This window comes from Nostoc sp., assembly GCF_036917435.1.
Lineage (GTDB): Bacteria > Cyanobacteriota > Cyanobacteriia > Cyanobacteriales > Nostocaceae > Nostoc.
Genome location: NZ_JBALDM010000011.1, coordinates 16,765 through 37,847, shown reverse-complemented (window position 1 = coordinate 37,847; position 21,083 = coordinate 16,765). Strand labels below are relative to the sequence as shown.

Below are 21,083 nucleotides of genomic sequence, written 5' to 3'. Positions count from 1 at the left end.
CTCGACTTAGTAAGGTACACCCGTAGGGGCACAGCATTGCTGTGCCCTTACACCAAGCGATATCATTTTGTACCGCATCTGAATGGGAACCGCTATAAGGCTATGGTGTACACACAAGTAGTTGTTGACGGGGTTTTAAAATTTATCGCGCAGCCGTGGAGATACCTCACCCTGATTTTGCCGTGCAAAATCTGTCCCTCTCCTTATTAAGGAGAGGGATTAAGGAGAGGACAGGGTGAGGTTTTTCTTTTGTTTTGGGTAATTCGATGACTTGTGTGTACACGGTAGCCGATGCTTTGGGGAGGGGAGCAAAATTTACCTGTATCGGGATTTTCAGTTATATAAGGCTTTGAATAATTACCTGTAATATAAATCCTAGTATTAGTGACAAAAGTAACTATTTCAACATGACTTTGTATACATGCGTATGCCTGATTACTCCGATTATATTGAGAATGTAGAAATCAAGTAATGCAAAGCGCATTAAAAGATATATGAACCGCTTTAAATCTATTGTTCTTGGAAGCTTATTAGCAGTTGCTTCAATTGCTACTCTTTCTCAAAATGCTAGTGCTGCTGAATTTAAATCCGATCGCGATCGTTTTAATCATGATACTGTAACTTTTAATAACAGTAAATTCCAACACGAACGCCAAGTCCGCGAACAACGCGCTCGTGAATTGCGTGCGCGTCAAGCTCGTGAACAACGCAATCATGAATTACGTGAACGCCAAGCTCGTGAACGCCAAGCTCGTGAATTGCGTGAACGTCAAGCAAGACTTCATTACTAAACAAGTAAATTTTCCCTCACTCATATTACGTTAGGAGAGTAGCAATACTCTCCTTTTTCTATTTGTATAAACCTGCTCAAATTAATATCCAAATTCAGCAAATCTGAGGTGATTAGTTTTTCAATTAGTTCTATAACATAGGATAATGCCTTACAACTAATTCACGCCCCGCAGCTTGCGAGTGTTATCAACTAAACTCTGAGCAAATTGATCAAATCTTTGGGAGAGTTTCTCATCTACTAGCTTGCCTTCAGGACTGAATGCACCCCAAGCTTGCCCAATCGCAATCTGCTCAGGTATGCACCAACAATGAACCCATCGCACAATTAGCCGTAGGTCATTTAAAGCGTTACTGTTAGACTGGCCACCCAATACGCTGATTAGTCCTGTCACTTTATCAGATAGTTGCTCAAAGCTCATCAAATCTAGAGCATTTTTCAGGACACCACTAACCCCACCGTGATACTCAGGTGTGGCTAAAATTAATCCATCTGACTGAGAGACAGTATCCTGCAAACGCTTAACATCTGGGTACTCTGGATACTCTTTTGCGCCAGTGCAGAACGGTAACTGCAACTGTCTTAAATCAAGAATTTCTACCTCTGCACCAAGGGCTTCTACCCTTTGGACTGCTACTTGTAAAGCAAGCTGTGTATAGGAGTTTGGTCTTAAACTGCCACCAATGCCAATAATTCTTACCATAATTAACCTAGAAACTATTAACTAGATACTATCACCGACTTCTTAAAAAGCGTAATCGTTATGACTATGCTTATCTTAGCGATTTGTATCGGAATGTGTCAAATTGATATCAAGGGGAATGGGGATTGGGTATTAGGGACTGGGTAATGAGCGAAGGAAATAACTATCCATTTGTCTTTTAAGCTTTTCCCCAGTCCCTTATCTGGAAGTTAGACTAGATAAGAGTGTAATTTCCAGTTATTACAATTTTTGGTAGAAGAATAGGCATAAAACCATAGCTCAACTTGTGCCAGCAGACAAAGGGTAATTATTATGACAAATTTGGGAAAAAAAGCATTGGTAAAAAGACAGTCATCAAAGCGCGTTGCTTGGGTTGGTGCAATCGCAGCTAGCTTGATTATGTTACCAGGAATTTTCGGGAGTACCCCCGTCTTGGCACAAAAAGCAGACAGTACTTCTTCTAGTACCTCTCTAAACTATGGTGATTTGCTCAAGAAAGCGAAGGCGGGAGAAGTCTTAAAAGTAGAGCTTGACGAAACCGAACAGCTAGCCAGAGTTTATCTCAAAGGGCAAAAGGAGAATACGCCACCGCAACAGGTGAGACTTCTGGCACAAAACACAGAGTTAATTAACATACTCAAAGATAAGAATGTTGAGTTTGGCGAGGTTTCCTCTGCTAATAGTCGGGCTGCTGTTGGGCTGTTGATTAATCTCATGTGGATTTTGCCACTGGTGGCTTTAATGCTATTGTTCCTCCGGCGCTCCACTAATGCTTCTAGCCAAGCGATGAATTTCGGTAAATCCAAAGCTCGTTTCCAAATGGAAGCGAAAACTGGAGTGAAATTTGAAGATGTCGCTGGGGTTGAAGAAGCTAAAGAAGACCTGGAAGAAGTTGTGACTTTCTTGAAACAGCCAGAAAGATTTACGGCTGTAGGCGCACGCATTCCCAAAGGAGTGCTGTTAATTGGCCCTCCTGGTACTGGTAAAACTTTACTAGCAAAAGCGATCGCAGGTGAAGCAGGTGTGCCATTCTTCAGTATTTCTGGTTCGGAATTTGTGGAAATGTTCGTTGGTGTGGGTGCATCTCGCGTCCGTGACCTCTTCAAAAAAGCCAAAGAAAATGCCCCATGTCTAATATTTATCGATGAAATTGATGCAGTAGGTAGACAACGGGGTACTGGTATCGGTGGCGGTAACGATGAGCGCGAACAAACCCTCAACCAACTGCTTACTGAAATGGATGGTTTTGAAGGTAACACAGGCATCATTATTATTGCTGCCACTAACCGCCCAGATGTTCTAGATTCAGCGTTGCTCAGACCAGGACGCTTTGACAGACAAGTGATGGTGGATGCACCGGATCTCAAAGGACGGCTGGAAATTTTGAAAGTCCACGCGCGGAATAAGAAAATTGATCCTAGCGTATCATTAGAAGCGATCGCTCGTCGCACTCCTGGATTTACTGGCGCAGACTTAGCCAACTTACTCAACGAAGCCGCTATTCTCACTGCGAGGAGACGCAAAGAAGCTGTCACCATTTTAGAAGTTGATGCTGCTGTGGATAGAGTCGTTGCAGGTATGGAAGGTACTGCATTAGTAGACAGCAAGAGCAAACGCTTGATTGCCTATCATGAAGTTGGACATGCTTTAGTAGGCACATTGCTCAAAGAACATGACCCAGTGCAGAAAGTTACACTCATCCCACGGGGACAAGCATTGGGATTAACTTGGTTTACTCCTAATGAAGAACAAGGGTTAATTTCCCGCTCCCAACTTAAAGCCCGGATTACTGCTACTTTAGGTGGTCGCGCCGCCGAGGAAATCGTTTTTGGTAAGCCAGAAGTTACCACAGGTGCAAGTAATGACTTGCAACAGGTGACAGGGATGGCACGGCAGATGGTAACACGCTTCGGTATGTCAGAATTAGGCCCATTGTCTTTAGAAAATCAGAGTGGAGAAGTATTTCTGGGACGCGACTGGATGAATAAATCAGACTATTCTGAAGAAATTGCCGCCAAAATTGATTCACAGGTGCGCGAAATTGTCAACACTTCCTACATCAAGGCAAAAGAACTGTTGGAAGAAAACCGCATAATTTTGGAGCGTTTAGTAGATTTGTTAATAGAAGAGGAAACAATTGAAGGTGATTCATTTCGCCAAATTGTTGCTGATAATGCCCAAGTAGCCGATCAAAAATTGGCTGTACCTCATTAGAGATCCGATCAAAATATAGCGTTTCTCACTTGGATGCAATACGCTTCTAAGAAACCTCACCCTGGTTTTACTGCGTAAAACCTGTCCCTCTCCTTACTAAGGAGAGGGATGTTGGATAGGACAGGTTAAGAAGTAAAAAGTAAAAAGATAATCCCCATAAATAAATTCAGGGGAAATGATTAAGGACTTATTATTTCTTGCGCTATGCGTCTCGAAATAAATGTTTTTATTTCGTTCCATAAATAAATTTAGCGAAAAGAACTGTCAAGCGGGTTTCCCGCCGTAGGAAACTTTTCAAGACAGGGGCTTCAAACCACTGCTCTTTTTCTTTATGAGTGCCTTTTTACTTTTTACTTTTGCCTTGTTCGGTGAGGTTTTTCTTTTGTTTTGGGTAATTAATTCGATGACTTGTGTGTACACCGTAGCCTCAGATTGTATCGTATAACACTTTCCTTTAAGAGAAGGAATTCTCAATCCAAAATGGTATAAGTTCTAAAATACAGCAGATTGCAACTTGGTGAGGTACAGATAATATTAAGGGCACAGCATTGCTGTGCCCCTACCTGTGTACTTCATTTACCTAAAAACGCTGTAAGTCAGGAATCTTTGGCAAAAAATCAGAAGGCTACTTCAGCATTTCTAGAAAGTGGTACATAAAGCTTTGCTACTCTCAAGCTTAAGGTATTGTATTATATATGCCTAATCAATGTAGTACACGTGTAAATGGACATTATGAAACATAGATTTTGGGCAAGCTATCTGCTTGCGGCTTTAGCATTTCTCCCTTTAGAGCCTGTGATTACTACTCAGGTTTTGGCAACCGAGTCGGTTTATCAATTGGCACAGTCCAAATCTGCTTACACGCAATATATGCAACTGGGTTATAACGAAACTAGACGGAGAAACTATCGAAAAGCTTTATTGAATTTTCAGCAGGCAGAACGGCTACGTCCTGGAGATAGGTATGCTACTGCTGCAATTAGAAATATTACAAGTTACATCCAACGTGGTAGAAATCGTATTGCCTTCGTCCCAGGTAGACCTGGTAGGGTAAAGTCAGCAGGAACACGAGGAAGTTGCTTTCAAGCTGGACAAAATATTATTCCCCTGACACCAACAGATAAGGAAGCTCAACGAACTACAGCAGAGCGTCCCACATTCTTTTTCTATGTTCCTCAAACCTCTACAACAATACAAGCACTAGAATTTGTTTTGCAGGATGATGATAGCTCTGAACCATTGTATAAGGGAACCTTTAAACCTGTTGGGCAGAATGGTATTGTTAGTGTAAATGTCCCTGCTAATCAGCCATCTTTACAAATCGGTAAAGAGTATAATTGGACTTTTTCAATGATTTGCGATCTAGGCAACCGTGATAAAGACTCTTATGTAAAAGGTACAATAGTGCGATCGCAAGATGAAAACCTCTCTCTTGAGTTAAACCAACCAAGCACAGACTTGGATCGTGCAGTTCTATTTGCCACAGCTGGATTTTGGGAAGATTCTCTGAGAACTTTAGCTAATTTACGCCGCCAGCATCCTAACGATCCTGAAGTTCAGAAATATTGGGAAGATTTGTTGAATTCAGTAGAGATTAAAGAAGTTGTAAATAAGCCTTTATTGCCCTGTTGTACTGTTCAAAGATAAATTAAAATTTACTTAAAAACCCGGTTTTGATAGAGAAGCCAGGGCTTTTTTGGGTGAAAGTTGTCTAGGATAGTCAGCATTTTTTTATACAATAAACTTGTTGAGTTCCTTGACTAATAAATGCACCGTTGTTGATGGATTGTCTTTGGCTGGAATGTGAGGATTATATTGTTTAAGAAGATTTTCAGCATTTTTAATAGCAATAGCTTGCTTCTCAAATAGCTCATCATAAATAGTTTCGCTATTCTTGTGATATGTCCGACCAAATAAAGAAGTTAACTTTTTCAGATAATCACTTCGAGGAATACCAGTATTGAGAAATTCAAAATGCAGAACATACCATAATTCAAATGCTTCATTAGAATAAGCTACTTTAAACCCCTGATTTTTAGCATTTTCAATAGCATTATTAAAATCTTCTATAGTCCAGGAATCACGATCAAAAACACACCAAACCTGATCGTACTCCCCTTGCTTCTTCAGTTCCTTTGCGCTTTGCACTAGTTTGCTTGGATTCTGTCCTAAACCCTGCACATCTATTTCAGCGACATTTTTAGAAACACGAAAACTTCTAAAGTAATTAGGTTCGGTTTTTGCTCCTTCACATACGATTAAGAATCTCTGTCTAATTTCCCTCGTATTAACTTTTCTTGGTGAGTATCCAGAAGAGTTTATCTTTCTTTTAGGCATGAGAATCGATTAGATGATTCAAATTTCCGATATATGGAATTGCGCCATATCTACCTTGAATATAATCACTCTCAAATGAAGCATCGTTATTTATATTGTATTCTGCTAAAGAGTACAAATCTGTTGCACCATATCTATTCTTTTCAGTAAACCAAATTTGATCTCTACGAAAAAGCTTATTGTTAAGCAAATTTGTATCGTGAGTCATAAATATTAACTGAGCATTATTTGGATTAGTTTCGTTAGAATTAAATAATTCAACAATTGCACGGCTGATTAAAGGATGAATTCTAGCATCGAATTCATCAATGATTAGAACTTGACCATTTTTCAGTGTGTCAACAAGAGGCCCTGCCAAAGAAAAGACTTTTTTAGTACCCTCAGACTCTTGCTCATCTAAATCAAATACCTCTGTAGATACGAGATTTCCTTTGCCATCAAATTTTTGATGCGTGGTTTGAACTGATGATAATTTTCCTTCCCCATTTTTTAAAATTAAGTTCTTTAGTTCATCTGGCAATTCTTTAGGTAAAGAGTCAGCAGTAATTTCACTTTGTTTTACCTTGAGATCACTAAATCCCAAATCTAATTTTTTGAGCAGTTGAAGAATCTCATCTTTATTTTCATTATTCATTAAACAACTAACAGTGTATCCTCGATAGCCTCTATCATTTAAAGTAGAGATAAGTGCAACTTTGTTTGTCAGCCAATCCAAGATTTTCTCTGCAATCTGGACATTAAATTGAGCAGATACAGACAAGAAAAGCGCATTATGTCTTGTTTTTTCCTGAATACCGTCAGCTTTATATGTTTTAGAAACAATGAACTTGTCTAGTTTACGCTCAAAAAGTTTAGTTTCTTTTGATTTAGGGACATAAAATAACCATTCAGAAACAACTTTATCACGAGTTGTCTCAAATCCATATCTATATTTCTTGCCATTCATTAAAAAGACAATTTCAAAAAAGGATGGTTGAGCTTCGGTTTCAGTGCTGAGTTTAAATCGTTCAACACCTATTTTTTCTGTGCTTTGAGTTTCTTTAGAAGAATTAATTATGAACCATCTCATGAATTTTAAAGCTGTAGCTAGGTTACTTTTACCACTAGCATTTGCACCGTATATTGCGGCACTTTTAAGTAGTTTTAAATCATTATCTATTTCAAAAACATTATTGTCGTCGAGCTTTTTGTCTTTTGCAACAAGGTCGGCTGCCACCATACTAAAGGTGACTTGCTCTTTAAACGATCTGTAGTTACCGATACTAAATTCGATAAGCATAGGATGAAATTTAGGCTTCAGACAGAAATCTGTAAATAAATAGTAATTTACTGCCTTAAGAGTAGCAATAATTGGTTGAAGATGCTAAGTTATAAGGCTGTTTTTATCATGTACAAATGTACTGTTATTAAGGTATGCAGCATAATAAATGCCTGCACCGGACAATTGGCGGTTTTATTGCAAAAACAGTAAAGCAAAGGTTTAGGTACAAAAAATTACTTCAGAGTTAAGCAATTGCTAAAGCTTTTTGGTACAGTATTCTAGAAAATCTACATAACGAAGAAAGGCGATCGCTAATTGCAATTGCCAGTTTATCGCTCAGAATCAAGAATGCAGTTGCTATGATCAAACGCCTCCTTGTGGTCGAGTCTCCCGGAAAAGTCAAAAAACTCAGTCAAATTCTGGGTTCCGATTGGAAAGTTCTCGCTAGTTGTGGTCATATCCGAGAACTCAGCAATGAGGGGGACGATTCCTTGGGCTTTGTCATGGACGGCAATAATGTCCGATGCAACTACGTTCCGCGTGACCAACGAGCCAAAGAAACAATCCAGAAACTCAAGTCTGCGGTGAGGCAGGTTGATGAAGTTGTCTTAGCAACTGACCCAGATCGGGAAGGTGAGACAATCGCTTGGCATCTCAAAGAAACGCTGGGTTTAAGGGAACCGAAACGAGTAATTTATACTGAGATTACAGCATCGGCGGTTCAAAGTGCGATCGCTAATCCCAGAAAATTAGACCAAAATTTAATCGGTGCTGGGTTGTGCCGAGATTGTCTAGATAAGTTGGTGGGTTATAAAGGTAGCCCTTTAGTTTGGGCATTAAATAACGGCGCTAAGAGCGTTGGTAGAGTCCAAAGCGCGACGTTGCACTTAATTTGTCAGCGAGAAAACGAAATTCTAGCTTTTGTCCCCCAAGATTACTGGAGTGTCTGGGTAGATTATGCTGAAGGATTCCGAGCTTTTTACAAAGGGACGGTCAATTCTGCCAAAGATGCAGCAGAGCAAGAAACTGAAACTCATGATGACGCAAAGGCAGGAAATAGTCCAGAAGCACCAGAGTCTAAGCGTGTTCTTTCCGAAGCAGAGGCAACACGTTTAGTTGAAGAAGCACAGCGACATCCTCATCAGGTGATTCATTTTGAAGGAAAAATTGTTAACCGCCAGCCACCGCCAGCATTTACAACTTCCAGCCTTCAGCAAGCAGCCGGTTCAAAGCTGAGGTTTGCTCCTGACAAAACTATGGTTGTTGCTCAAAAGCTCTATGAGGCAGGGCTGATAACATATATGCGAACAGACTCAGTGATGCTGAGTCCAGAATTTTGTGCCAGCGCCCGTAAATGGTTAGAGCAAAATGACCCGCCGAATGTACCGACGCAAGTCGCCAAGCATCGTAGTAGCAAATCTGCTCAAGAAGCACATGAAGCGATTCGTCCCACAGATGTATTTCGTCCCTCAACTCAGTTGCGCTTAGAACTTCCTGATGATGAATTTAATCTGTATGTGATGATTTGGAAACGGTCAATTGCTTCTCAATGTAAGGCTGCCCAATTGCGTAAAACTTTGGTGATTACTCAATCTGGTTTTCTATTGTGGTCAGCCAGAGGGCAAGTAATTGAATTTTACGGTTATGCTCGGTACTGGAATAATCTCAGCAAGGATAGTACTTTACCTTCATTAAAACAGGGGCAAGCATTGAAACTGGAGAATGCTGGACATGAGAAGAAGCAGACTCAGCCACCACCGCGTTATAGCGAACCCAAATTAGTGCAACTGATGGAACGTAAAGGAATTGGTCGCCCAAGTACTTATGCTCCTACTATTGCTACCTTAAAAAAACGAAATTATGTCGAGTTGAAAAAAGACCATCTGCAACCGACAGCGTTAGGGTTAGAAGTTGATGCGTTTTTGCTCAAAGCACTGCCAGATTTACTAGAGGCAGAATTCACAGCGAAAATGGAAGATGCCCTTGATGCCATTTCCGAAGGAAAGAATTCTTGGCAGCATTATTTAACTAGTTGGAATCAGAATTACTTTGTGCCAGCACTTACCAAAGCTAAAACTGTAGTTGCCAGTTCTCCAACAGGTAAAGTTAATGTGATATCTGATGTCTACGACGGGCTACGCCAACGCAAATATGAAACTTCTAAAACGCGATGCCCTGAATGCAAAAGTTTTCTCGCCAAAATTCCAAGTACTAAAGTTAAAAAGAAATATTTTCTCAAATGTATAAAAGGCTGTGATGTCGTGCTATTTTGGAGCGACTTTAATAAAACTTGGCAGCCACCACGAACTAAAGCAGTTGAGGCTGAGAATCAACAAAAGCCTTCCGTGAAGATAACGGAATATCCTTGTCCAGTATGTAAGAAACCCCTAGAGGAGTACAGTTACATCAAAGAGGGGCAGAGTAAGAAAATGTTGCGATGTTCCGATTCACAAGCTCGTAAGGATACTAAACACAAAGATGTAGCTTATTTCAGCACACAAAAAGGGTGGTGGAGTCCGAAGCTTGGGGAGTTAAATTGTTAGATTCCACCTCTAATACAATACAGTTCAGTTAAGCATTTATTTCTTCTCTCAGCGTTCTCTGTGCCTCTGTGGTAATGCCTCCGGCGTTAAAAAAACTGACTTTGAAAAAAGATTTTAGCCTTAGCCCAAGCCTATTGACCTCTGATATTCTTATATCATGTCCGCTTGATTAGTTATAGCAGTTACCATTCAGATGCGGTACAAGATTAATCACGAAGTATAAGGGCACGGCAGTGGTGTGCCCCTACGGGTGTACCTCACTCGACTGAGAACCGCTATACTAAACCCGAAGAACCCCACCCCGCCAAAGCTACGCTTTGTCTCCCCGCTTACCTACGGTGTACACACAAATAGTTGTTGACGGGGTTTTAAGATTTATCGCGCAGCCCTGGAGATACCTCACCCTGATTTTGCTATGCAAAATCTGTCCCTCTCCTTAATAAGGAGAGGGATTAAGGAGAGGACAGGATAACTAATTAACCGGACATGAGATTACAAGAGAGAGGGAATAAGAAATAGGGAATAATGAATACTCAAACACGCTTCAATTCTTCAGATATTTACTCGATTTTGAGTCAAACTCAACGCTTGCGAGTTAGTGATGGAGTGATTAAACCCGTTTTAGATGGTTGCTTGAATAGTTCACAGTTACTCGTACTTATTTGGTCGCAGTTGGGAGATTTTGATAATTTAGAATACGCTTGGTGGCTGCAAAGAGAAAAAGAAAAGATCGAAGCAAGAGGAATCACGATTCGCGCTATTGGAATTGGAAACCGCAATTCTGGTGTCAAATTTTGTAAATATACGGGGTTTCCTCAAGAATGGTTGTTTGTGGATACAATAGCCGAAATTCACGCTTTATTACGGCTTTATCGCGGTCTATCTATACAATTACCAATGCTATCAACGTCACAAAAAGCTTGGCTTAATTTAATGCTAATGTGTGCTGGAATTGGTAGTCCCGGAACTCTGAAAGAAGTTTTTCGGGGTTATAAAGGTGATAAAAAAGCTCCTCAGTTAATTGCTGATGAGGAAGTTGTCGGGGGTACACCTTTACCACCAATGAAAGGTTCATTTTTTCAAGCTGCTGGAGGAAAAGGCTTTCAGCGTCCTTTTGAACTAGCAACACTGCGCCTGAGAAACATGACCGAAGTTTTGAGCAACTGGAATACTTATGTACCAGATTCATCTTATTTGACACAACGGGGTGCAACTTTTTTATTTGATTCTCAAGGTAAATTAATTTACGAACATTGCGATCGCAATATTCTTGGTTTTGCCGAAAATATGAGCAATCCCTTAGATTTTTTGTATAAGTAATTCAGTCATTATAATTAAATGGTTGTTATAAATTTTTCCACGTACGTACTCATAAGTACTTTCGTTACTTTTGCGTTACTCAAGTTTGTGAATTCTGAACTATATAGTTGCTCAACTTAAGTATTAAATAAAATTACTACCAATAGTTTAGGAAAAGCAAAAACTTGAACCGTTTCAAAAAGCTATCCTCAGTTGTGTTCCTGCTATTAGCCTTCACTTATCCACCTGCTTTAGCTGAAGCTAAGGATACTACTCTTAATCATGTGCTAAATGAACAGAGTCTTGAGGCACAGACAAAATTAGTTGGAGAGCAAAGTGAAGAGTTTTTGTTAGCTCACCGATGGACTGGACGACATTATCATAGAGGGCAACGGACTGGACGATATTATTATCAACGCCAGCGCAATCGACAACATTATTACAGACGACGCTATCGCTCTGTAGATTATCACGGACAACCATATCGTCATGGAGAATGGGAACTTGTGCGCGATCGTCATGGGCGATTAATCTATGATTGGCAGCGTTAATAAGCTGTCGTGCATTTAATTTGCACAGCTAGGGCGGGCAAGATGCCCACCCCACAAGAGATTTATTTTTTTGAGGATGCAAATTAAAGTATTTTCAGCTTATAGCGGGAATTGGGAATTGGGTGTGTTAGAACGAAGTTCATAACGCATGATTATTAATGGATTTAGATCCCCGACTTCTTGAAGAAGTCGGGGATCTGGGCAGCAACTTTTTTTTGATAATCCCTACCTAATGCGATAATTTGTTCAAAGCAGAAGCAGTCTACGAGATTGGTTAGTGTCTTAATAAGATGATCGTGCTGCTCAGGAATTTGCTTAATCAGCGTGAGAATTTCTTTTGCATTTATTCGGAGTGCTGCCTGATGCAGTTGCTCGATCCAGTCGCTGGGCATTACGCTTAAATCTGCAACTGTTAATAAATTAGGTGTAAATGATGAAGCATTAGAAGACCAAGATGCTTTTTCTTGATTTTCCAGTTCATCAGCATAAACATAACGAACACCCAAATATTCAGTCATCTTTTCAAAAATTACGGTAGTCCGAAATGGCTTACGCACAAAGTCATCAAAGCCTACAGACATTGCTGTTACGCGGTCTTCCTCAAATGCACTTCCGGTCAAGGCGATAATCACCGGGGCTTGTGCGATCGCTGTTTTAATATGTTTAGTTGCCTCAAATCCGTTCATAATTGGCATCCGCAGATCCATCCAGATGAGGTTAGGCGACCAGCTTTGCCAAAGGTCGATGGCAGCTTGACCGTTTACCGCCTCGCGCACTTCAAAGCCAATGGGGGTTAACAACTCAACCAAAAGCTGCCGATTTTCTAGTTTATCCTCAACAATCAGAATGCGATAGCTGGGTTGTCCCTTTTCTAAACCGATAACTTGCCGATTTTGTACAGGCATTGGTAAAGTATCTATAATTACTGCCTGAGTTCTGATATCAAAGGTAAAAATTGAGCCTTTTCCTAGCGTGCTATTCACTCTTATATCTCCGCCCATGAGCCGCACAAATCGCTGGCTGATGGGTAATCCGAGTCCGGTGCCTTCCTGAGCTTTTTGTCCTGCCTCTGTTTGGACAAATGGCTCAAAGAGACGATTAAAGTCGGAGTCAGCAATGCCGCAACCTGTATCTTCAACGCTGAAGTTTAGGGTGATGGGTTCATCTGGTGTAATATTTTGGTTCAGAGTTTCTACCCGCAAAGTTACTTGACCGATTTTGGTAAACTTAATGGCGTTTCCTAATAGATTAACCAAAACTTGGCGCAATTTACTTTCATCGGCACAGATATATTGGGGAATTGCTGGCGATCGCTCCAAAATGAGTTTTAACCCTCTCGATCTAGCTTTCAACGCAAACATCTGCTGGAGTCGATCCAGAAGTCCATACAGGTCAAAATTTGTTTCGCTGAGGATAACTCGACCTGCTTCAATTTTGGACATTTCCAATACATCATTGATTAAGGTCAGTAAGTCTTCGCCACTGCGGTTGATCGTGTCAAGATATTCTTGCTGTTGCGAGTTGAGCGATCGATTTCGCAGCAGCAGTTGGGTAAAGCCAAGGATGATGTTAAGAGGAGTTCGCAGTTCGTGGCTCATGTTGGAGAGAAACTGGCTTTTGGCGAGGTTGGCAGCATCTGCGGTTTCTTTAGCTTGTTTGAGGGCGGCTTCGGTTTTTTTCAGCTTGGTGATATCACGAGCAACCCAAAGCACTGTATTGTCGGATAACGGCGAAACACTAGCTAAAAACCAAGTTTCTCGATTTTTGTTCAACAAGTGGTATTCAACAAAAACATTCTTGCGACTGCCATCAGCGTTTCTGGGTTCTTCTTTCAGATGCAGTGCTTGCTGAATGGCATCGATTATTAAATTGGCGATTTCTTTTGGTAAAACTTCATCAACTTTTTTGCCAATGCGATCTATATCAGGTTTATAAGCGAAGGATTGGGTTAGCACATACTTCGTTTGCACATACTTTTGATAACGACCCTCTGCATCAAAAACCACTACCATATCAGTCATAGCAGCGAACATTAACCTGAGTTCTGCTTCGGATGTTTTGAGTGCTGCTTCTACTTTTCGGCGATCGCTAATTTCTCTCTGAAGTTGGGCATTTTTCTCTCCAAGTTCTCTGGTGCGTTGCGTGACTCGGCTTTCTAATTCCTCGTTGGTTCGTGCTAGGGCTAAAAAGGATTCACGCAACTGATGGGCCATAAGGTTAAAAGACTCTGCCAAAGAGTTTAGCTCGGTTGTACTGTTCACAGAAACCTTTTGGTCTAAGTTTCCGGCCGCGATCGCTCTTGCTGTACTTCCCAGTCGGAGAATTGGCTGTGTAATCCAGCCAGCCGTCAGAATGCCCAATCCAGTTGCGAGGGCAAAGGCACATAGACAAAGCACAATTGTGGAACGAGTATTGGCATTGATTTGATCCATGAAATCCCGTTCTGGAATAACCACAACGATTAGCCAGTCCAAGCCCTGCTGATTCTTCATCGGCACAATCTCTAAAAATTGCCGTTTACCCTCAATATCAAAATCTAGTTGTTGTTTTTCAGTAATCTGGGTTAGTTTTCCAAAGCGTTGCTGCAAATATTCAGCAGTCCGCCGCGTCAAAATATCACTACTGGCGATCGCCTTAACTCGCACCGGATTCTGATCTGTGATTGGGGCTGTAGGAGTCTCAATTACGTAGGGTTGTTGAGCGGCAGAACTACCAACCAGTAATCCTGTTTGGCGTTCTAGAATGAAAGTCTCGCCCGTTCGCCCGATTTTGAGACTCCGCAGATATTGACTAATCCCAGTCAGGGAAAAATCTACAGCAGCAACGCCTAGCAGATTGCCGCCATCATCATAGATCGGCAAGCTGGCATTTAGCACATATTTGGGTGTGGCAAACAATTTATAAATTCCACCCCAGGTAGCTGTCTTAGACTTAACTGCCGATTGATACCACGGACGAGTCCGCGGATCGTAATTAGGCTTGGATCTTAAAAGTTGAGTGTAATGTCCCGGTTGATCTGCTGCATAAATCCGAATTTCATGCCCAGTTGACTCCCCTGAAAGTTTCACCTGAAACTGACCATCATCCGCCCTTTGAACCGCAACGTGTTCACCATATTCTGATCCAATGTAAACTGCTGTTACTGTGTCAAAGGTCTTTAGTTGATACCAAAGGTGTTGTTCTAGTATTGATAATTTTTGGATATTAATTTCACCCACTTGAATGGCACTAGCATTTAGTTGATTTATTTTATGAGGCGTTTCAACATATATTTGCAGGTACTGCTGGATTCGAGCCGTGATTTCATTTCGGAGTTGGATTGCAACTTCATTGACTGCTCGTTGTCCATTGTGTATCGATAACCACCCAGTTAGCCCTACGGCTAAAGAAATTTGCAGTATAAACGGCACTACAAGAATGTGGCGCAACGACACATTTTTAGTAAGCTTTGAGACTTGAGTGGTGAGAGTATGCATATCCGAACTCCTGAAATTAAAGAGCAATGTCAAGGTACGAATAATTACCCATTAGCTTATTCATTTTGATGAATTTCTTAGCATAATTATACAAAGATGAATTGTCTAAAATGATGTTACTCAAGAGGGTAAGATTGCAAAATGATACACAACCCAATTATCTGAGAATTTTAATTTATCATTTTTCTTTTAAAGTTCAGCATCTCCTAAATCTTTCTTTTTAAATAGATGCTACACGTAGCTTGCTTGTACTTTGGAAAACTCTGGCAATGCACTATACTACTGACTGAATCTTTTATATAGGAATCCAGTTTGATTTGGAGAAAATATCCGTAGGATGTGAGCGTGGAGAGTACGGCATCAAACTCTTGATAGATAATAGTGCGTTACGAACTCCGTTCTAACACACTCTACAATACCTAAAAGTAATCCTATGGTCAAGCTAAAAAACAGATAATATCAGGTTGTAAATTCATTTAAAAAGTTGTTTAAAGCAATTACAATAAAAATTCCTTCCGTACCCAATTTATTTTTAATAACTACCAAGAAAAATCATTTAAGTAAGTAAACGGATATAGGAATCCTATTTGATTGATCATACTTCGCCGTGTCTAGCTCCCCGACTTCTCACAAATGATTTATGACAGCCAATAATATAAATAAATGTAAATTAATTAGCCCTTTTAAAATAAAAAATATCATTAATAGATTTGTTACATACATGGATTTTTATATGACTTGTAATCGAAAATCTCTATAGAATCTATTATCAGTAGCTTGATAATTAACGACTCTCTTAGCCCGTTGAAAAGTATGGAACTAAGCCCAGCCAAGGGAGATATTCTCATAGTTGATGACACCCTGGATAATCTTCGCCTCCTATCAGCAATGCTTACTGAGCAAGGATACGAAGTTAGGAGTGTTACCAATGGTTGTATGGCGTTGATTGGTATACAGGCTCAACCTCCAGATTTGATTCTGCTTGATATTACTATGCCCGGAATGAACGGCTATGAAGTATGTCAGCACCTCAAGTCTAATCCTCAAACACAAGAGATTCCAGTCATTTTTATTAGTGCTTTGAATGAGGTATTTGATAAAGTGAAAGCCTTTGCGGTTGGAGGCGTTGATTTTATTAACAAACCTTTTCAGATTGAAGAAGTGGTTGCGCGGATGGAGCATCAACTCAAACTTTGCCGCTTACAACTGCAACTCCAGGAGCAAAATTGCCGCTTACAGGAGACAGAAGCAGAATTAAGGCGATCGCTAGATCATCAGAAAGCGCTGAATCAACGCATTGAGGAAATAGTGGCGCTAGAAGAACGAAATCGGATTGCGCGTGATATCCACGACTCGCTAGGACATTCTCTGGTAGCGCTAAATGTGCAAATGGAAACAGCGCTAACCCTTTGGGAAAAGGATTCTAATCGGGCGCGATCGTTTTTATTAGAAGCGAAAAAATTGGGTTCCGAAGCTCTGCAAGATGTGCGGGAATCAGTTTCGGCAATTCGCTCAGATCCACTCCACGGACAATTGCTCGAAGGTGCGATCGCTAACCTTGCAGAAGAATTCTATCACCTCACCGATGTCTTACCATACTGCAAAATTGATTTATCACAACCGCTATCCGACTCAGTAAATCATGTTGTATATCGGATTATCCAGGAAGGGCTAACCAATATTCATAAACACGCTAATGCTACAGCCGTGCAAATCAAAATTCAAACAACGGCGGCGGGGCTATCGTTGATACTCCAAGATAACGGCAAAGGCTTCCAATGCGATCGCGCCGTAGCAGGTTACGGACTCCAAGGAATGGGAGAACGAATGGCTAAAGTAAACGCCCAGCTAGAAATTGTCAGCAAACCGGGTGCTGGTTGTCGGATTGTTGCTAATTTTCCCAGGGAGTAATACCAGTTCTGTATGAAGGTGCGCTGAAGTATATGAGGAACGAACCGCAAAGGACGCAAAGTACACAAAGAAAGAAAGAAGAAGCAAAGGAAATTTGGCGTAGCTTCATAAGGAAACGGTATAAGCAGTGAAGGATGAATATAGAGAAGTTACATCTTGTAACGTTTCTGCAAGGGCTTCAGGTAATGCATCATTCATTTTTGAAGATATCTATACGATCGTTCATCAAAACCAGAAAGAGATACTTACCATGAAAAATGATAAATCCTCTCCTATTCGGCTGTTAATCGTTGACGATCAAAGCCTCATTCGTCAGGGGCTGAAAGCAATGCTAGAACAGGAACCTGATTTGCAGGTGGTGGGTGATGCTGAAAATGGAAAAGTTGCTCTAGAGCTTGTTGCAGAACTTCAGCCCGATGTGGTGCTAATGGATATTCGGATGCCCGAAATGGATGGGCGAACTGCAACAAAACTGATTACAGAAAATTTTCCTAATATTAAAGTTCTCGTCTTGAGTACATTTGATGATGATTCTTATCTAACAGGGGCAATGCGTGCAGGCGCAAAAGGATATTTGCTCAAAGATATGCCTTCAACTGAGCTAGCAGATGCAATTCGCTTTGGTCATTCTGGCTATACTCAATTTGGCCCGGGGTTATTTGATAAATTATTAGTTACGGAAGCAGGTTCAACTAGCCAAAATTCCGGCTCATCAAAGCCATCAGAAATTACTGCACGAGAACATGAGGTTTTATCTTTAATCGGTGTTGGCGCAACGAACCGCGAAATTGCCCAACAACTTTATATTACCGAAGGAACGGTAAAAACTCATGTGACGAGTATTCTCAGCCGCCTCAATCTCAAAAACCGATCGCAAATTGCAATCTATGCAAATTCTGCTCTCAATCAAGAAAAGAAATTATCGGGCAAGCTACCAGAATAATTTTTCCTTCAAAATTAAGGTTTGATAAGCAGTATATCCTTGGGCAAAGGCAAAGACGCGATTCATCGCGTCTCTACAAGTGGCATTTTTTGTTTAAAGTTTTTGTCGCGCCATCAGTTGGGCAAACAATCCTGGTTGATTTGAGAGTTGATTAAAACTGCCTTCTTGGACTACGCGCCCATTCTCGAATACATAGATGCGATCGGCGTTGCGAATAGTACTCAAACGGTGAGCGATCGCAATTCGTGTCACCTTCAAACGCTCTAAACTTTGACTGACGATCGCTTGGGTGCGGTTATCTAAGGCGCTGGTAGCTTCATCAAATAACAAGATTTTGGGTTTTAATACTAGCGATCGCGCAATCAATAATCGTTGCCGTTGTCCTCCAGAGATATTAGTTCCACCTTCACTAATTACCGTGTGCATTCCCATTGGCATCGATTCAATATCCTCGGCAAAGCCAGCCATTCGTGCGGCTTCCCACGCTTCATCCATCGAGATCATCGCGCCACTGGCGATATTCTCAAAGATGGAAGCAGATGTCAATCGGCTATTTTGCATCACAACGCCTAATTGTCGGCGCACTGCATGAATATCCAGCCCTGTTAAATCTTGTCCGTCGTAGTAAATCGTGCCAGATTCCGGGACATCAAACCCCAGTAATAACCTGAACAGCGTTGACTTTCCACTTCCCGAAGCTCCGACAAAAGCGATAAACTCGCCAGGTTGGGCATGAATGCTAACATCATCTAATGTTAATGGCCCGTCATCTCGATACCGGAAAATCACATGATCCACAACTAATCGCCCAGAAAGCCTTCCTGGATCGGTTTTTTCTGAGTCAACTTCCGGTTTAGATTCTAGAATTGGCAGCGCTCTTTCCCACAAAGGCACCACTTGCAAAACATCTATAATCGTGCTGCTGAGACTGGTAGCTCCACCAATAAATGTGCCAAATGCGGCATTAAATGCTAAAAATACACCTGTAGATAAACCACCTGTTTGGGAATTAGCTTGCTGAAGTAAACTGCTAGCAAACCAAAAGAGGATTGCTGTAGTCAACACAGGCAAGATTTTATTAATCACAGCCAGAGCATCTTCAATGCCTTGGGTACTCAGCATCCATTTAATTTGCTGACTATACTGTTTTCCCCAAAAAGCAAAAGCGCGGGCTTCTGCACCTGCAACTCGTAATTTGCTAACGCCGTTGATTAACTGCACCATCACCCCTGAGAGTTGCCCTTGTAACTCTAGTAAGGGGCGAACCTTCCGCAGGGTGGAAATTCCCGAAACCAGGGTAATAGTAATGTTGATCAAGGCAACAAAAGTGGCAATTAACGCTAGCGAACCGTTGTAGTAAAAAAGCAGTCCTAAATTCAGAAACGCGAACAAGCTGGTGAAAATACTTCTGAGAACCGTGCTACTGAGCTTTTGGCGGATTTGGCTAATGGCGCTTACCCGTGAATTCAAGTCTCCAGTTGAGTACTGACGGAAGAATGATGCTTTCAAATTTAATAACCGATCCCAAACTGCTGCTTGGGTAGAAGCATCGGCAAAAGTTTCCACCCGCATGATTGCAAAGCTTTGGGCAAGTTGAAATAAGGTGCTACCAAATGCAGTTGCTAGCAGCGCTAAAGCAATTTGTACTAATAAACCGCGATTAGCATCAGGAATTGCACTATCAATCAAGATAGCCATCGCTTGGGGGACAATCATTCCTAATAAAGTTGTCGCCATACCCGTAACCAAGACAATCAATAATTCCTTGTAGTGTCCTTGGAGGGCAAATTTTAGTAAATCTACGGTGGTGAGGACTTTATCAGGTAATGGGCGATAGAATGTATAGCCAGTGAGCGCCAGTTTAATCGCACTTTTAGCATTAACCGGAGTGCGCGATCGCTTAATTGGATCAAAAATCTCATACTGTGTATCAGATACAGGCAACAGCGCCACCGGATGGTTATCTTCCATCGTATAAGCCAGCATTGCACCGCAATCCTTCTTCCACCATTTACCCTGTAAAGCGATGGTGCGGGTTCGTAAACGAGAAGCACGAGCGATCGCTTGTAGCGGATCTTGAACTCGTTTTAGGTCTTCAGACTTCGCCGGTGGTCGAATTGTCACCCCCAAAGTCCGCCCCACAGCACCCGCAGCGATCAGCAAGGCTTGGTCAAAATCATTAGCTTCAACTTGAGCAGAAGCGCCAATTTGCGGAGATTGCAGCAACGAGGACAACTCGCCCAACGTCTCCTTCATCACGCGATCGTTGAGGTATTGTCGTTCTTGAAATCGGTTTAATTCTACCGCTTTTTCCTGCTGTTCCAGAAGAAAAAGGCTTTGAAGAAAGTAGACTTGCAGTTGGAAAATCCCCCTCAACAGAGTATTAGCATCCTCAATCTCAGACGTAGTTAGGATTTCTAGCTCAGTTGTATCTTCAGCTTGAAACCACATATCTGCGCTCAAGGGCAACAATCCTGATTGAGGCATGACTAACAATTTCTCAAACCCCATCCAAACTGCGTAACCACGCTGAATTTGTACCCAGGATACAAGCTCACGTTGTGGTTGGAAAATTTGACCATTGTTGAGTGAGAAATAGCGCATCCCTTCTTCTTGAAACGGCAGTGCAGGAGGGGTAATAGAAGACAGCGCCAATCCTAGTTGCTCAATCCATCCCTCGATTAAGGTTACTGCTTCGCCATTGCCCTCAGCAAGAAATTCCTGAAAATCTTTGATTGAGACTTTCATAAGTTCCGTTTCTTCAATCGACACCGCCAGCAACTGATACGGTATCGGCTGAGAATCACTAATGATGCCAAACATTGCCTGTCTACTTCGGGTGGTAAATAAATAGCGGCGACTTCCCTCAGCAATTCCTTCTTTCATCGGAATCGCAAACACCGCCAAGGAACCCGATTTTACGATCCAAATCGTCTTCGGGTCATTGAGAATAATTGGCTCATTGCCTTTAAACTGATAATACTCTCCCGGCAAGGTAGCGCTGCGAATTTGATCTAACATATTCTTACTCCATAAAATTAATCCAAAACCTTGG

The 21,083-nt window shown here is 41.4% G+C and carries 13 protein-coding genes; 8 read left to right on the top strand and 5 right to left on the bottom strand.

Going from position 1 to position 21,083, the window contains the following annotated elements; all coding sequences use genetic code 11:
- Positions 1-494 precede the first annotated feature (494 nt).
- Positions 495-791: a hypothetical protein gene (locus V7K98_RS04615; RefSeq protein WP_335019649.1), complete on the top strand. Its 297-nt coding sequence runs from the start codon at positions 495-497 to the stop codon at positions 789-791.
- 156 nt (positions 792-947) lie between these two features.
- Here the strand turns inward: V7K98_RS04615 and V7K98_RS04610 are convergent, their stop codons facing one another.
- Positions 948-1,493, bottom strand: a complete 546-nt coding sequence (locus tag V7K98_RS04610; RefSeq protein ID WP_335019648.1) for an NADPH-dependent FMN reductase — start codon at positions 1,491-1,493, stop codon at positions 948-950.
- Between the two features lie 312 nt (positions 1,494-1,805).
- On the opposite strand from V7K98_RS04610, the gene ftsH reads away from it, so the two are divergent.
- Positions 1,806-3,707: an ATP-dependent zinc metalloprotease FtsH gene (gene ftsH / locus V7K98_RS04605; RefSeq protein WP_335019647.1), complete on the top strand. Its 1,902-nt coding sequence runs from the start codon at positions 1,806-1,808 to the stop codon at positions 3,705-3,707.
- A 732-nt stretch (positions 3,708-4,439) separates the two neighbouring features.
- Positions 4,440-5,354 carry a DUF928 domain-containing protein gene (locus V7K98_RS04600; RefSeq protein WP_335019646.1) on the top strand — a complete coding sequence of 305 codons (915 nt, stop codon included), beginning with the start codon at positions 4,440-4,442 and terminating at the stop codon, positions 5,352-5,354.
- Between the two features lie 84 nt (positions 5,355-5,438).
- Here the strand turns inward: V7K98_RS04600 and V7K98_RS04595 are convergent, their stop codons facing one another.
- Together V7K98_RS04595 and V7K98_RS04590 are read right to left on the bottom strand one after the other, a co-directional pair.
- On the bottom strand, positions 5,439-6,044 hold the full coding sequence (locus V7K98_RS04595; RefSeq protein WP_335019645.1) for an RloB family protein: 606 nt from the start codon (positions 6,042-6,044) through the stop codon (positions 5,439-5,441).
- On the bottom strand, positions 6,037-7,323 hold the full coding sequence (locus V7K98_RS04590) for an AAA family ATPase (RefSeq protein WP_335019644.1): 1,287 nt from the start codon (positions 7,321-7,323) through the stop codon (positions 6,037-6,039). The genes V7K98_RS04595 and V7K98_RS04590 overlap by 8 nt, the downstream gene beginning before the upstream one ends.
- 341 nt (positions 7,324-7,664) lie before the next feature.
- Here V7K98_RS04590 and topA point away from each other — a divergent pair, with 341 nt between their 5' ends.
- The 3 genes from topA (at position 7,665) to V7K98_RS04575 (ending at position 11,698) form a co-directional block, all read left to right on the top strand.
- Positions 7,665-9,848: a type I DNA topoisomerase gene (gene topA, locus V7K98_RS04585; RefSeq protein ID WP_335019643.1), complete on the top strand. Its 2,184-nt coding sequence runs from the start codon at positions 7,665-7,667 to the stop codon at positions 9,846-9,848.
- A 525-nt stretch (positions 9,849-10,373) separates the two neighbouring features.
- On the top strand, positions 10,374-11,168 hold the full coding sequence (locus V7K98_RS04580) for a peroxiredoxin-like family protein (RefSeq protein ID WP_335019642.1): 795 nt from the start codon (positions 10,374-10,376) through the stop codon (positions 11,166-11,168).
- 164 nt (positions 11,169-11,332) lie between these two features.
- Positions 11,333-11,698, top strand: a complete 366-nt coding sequence (locus V7K98_RS04575; RefSeq protein ID WP_335019641.1) for a hypothetical protein — start codon at positions 11,333-11,335, stop codon at positions 11,696-11,698.
- A gap of 164 nt (positions 11,699-11,862) precedes the next feature.
- On the opposite strand, the gene V7K98_RS04570 is transcribed toward V7K98_RS04575, so the two are convergent.
- A complete protein-coding gene (locus V7K98_RS04570; RefSeq protein ID WP_335019640.1) occupies positions 11,863-15,174 on the bottom strand; it encodes an ATP-binding protein in 3,312 nt (1,103 codons plus the stop codon).
- An 813-nt stretch (positions 15,175-15,987) separates the two neighbouring features.
- Here V7K98_RS04570 and V7K98_RS04565 point away from each other — a divergent pair.
- Entirely contained in the window at positions 15,988-17,085 is a 1,098-nt protein-coding gene (locus tag V7K98_RS04565) for an ATP-binding response regulator (protein WP_335019639.1), read from the top strand.
- 250 nt (positions 17,086-17,335) lie between these two features.
- Complete coding sequence (locus V7K98_RS04560; RefSeq protein ID WP_335019658.1) at positions 17,336-18,028, top strand: response regulator transcription factor; 693 nt, start codon at positions 17,336-17,338, stop codon at positions 18,026-18,028.
- Positions 18,029-18,121: 93 nt separating this feature from the next.
- On the opposite strand, the gene V7K98_RS04555 is transcribed toward V7K98_RS04560, so the two are convergent.
- Positions 18,122-21,049 carry an NHLP bacteriocin export ABC transporter permease/ATPase subunit gene (locus tag V7K98_RS04555; protein ID WP_335019638.1) on the bottom strand — a complete coding sequence of 976 codons (2,928 nt, stop codon included), beginning with the start codon at positions 21,047-21,049 and terminating at the stop codon, positions 18,122-18,124.
- Between the last annotated feature and the right edge of the window lie 34 nt (positions 21,050-21,083).

Coding starts and splice junctions, on each gene's coding strand:
- V7K98_RS04570 (WP_335019640.1), bottom strand. CDS start 15,174: ATGCATACTCTCACCACTCAAGTCTCAAAGCTTACTAAAAATGTGTCG.
- V7K98_RS04600 (WP_335019646.1), top strand. CDS start 4,440: ATGAAACATAGATTTTGGGCAAGCTATCTGCTTGCGGCTTTAGCATTT.
- V7K98_RS04560 (WP_335019658.1), top strand. CDS start 17,336: ATGAAAAATGATAAATCCTCTCCTATTCGGCTGTTAATCGTTGACGAT.
- V7K98_RS04565 (WP_335019639.1), top strand. CDS start 15,988: ATGGAACTAAGCCCAGCCAAGGGAGATATTCTCATAGTTGATGACACC.
- V7K98_RS04555 (WP_335019638.1), bottom strand. CDS start 21,049: ATGTTAGATCAAATTCGCAGCGCTACCTTGCCGGGAGAGTATTATCAG.
- V7K98_RS04595 (WP_335019645.1), bottom strand. CDS start 6,044: ATGCCTAAAAGAAAGATAAACTCTTCTGGATACTCACCAAGAAAAGTT.
- V7K98_RS04610 (WP_335019648.1), bottom strand. CDS start 1,493: ATGGTAAGAATTATTGGCATTGGTGGCAGTTTAAGACCAAACTCCTAT.
- ftsH (WP_335019647.1), top strand. CDS start 1,806: ATGACAAATTTGGGAAAAAAAGCATTGGTAAAAAGACAGTCATCAAAG.
- V7K98_RS04580 (WP_335019642.1), top strand. CDS start 10,374: ATGAATACTCAAACACGCTTCAATTCTTCAGATATTTACTCGATTTTG.
- V7K98_RS04590 (WP_335019644.1), bottom strand. CDS start 7,323: ATGCTTATCGAATTTAGTATCGGTAACTACAGATCGTTTAAAGAGCAA.
- topA (WP_335019643.1), top strand. CDS start 7,665: ATGATCAAACGCCTCCTTGTGGTCGAGTCTCCCGGAAAAGTCAAAAAA.
- V7K98_RS04615 (WP_335019649.1), top strand. CDS start 495: ATGAACCGCTTTAAATCTATTGTTCTTGGAAGCTTATTAGCAGTTGCT.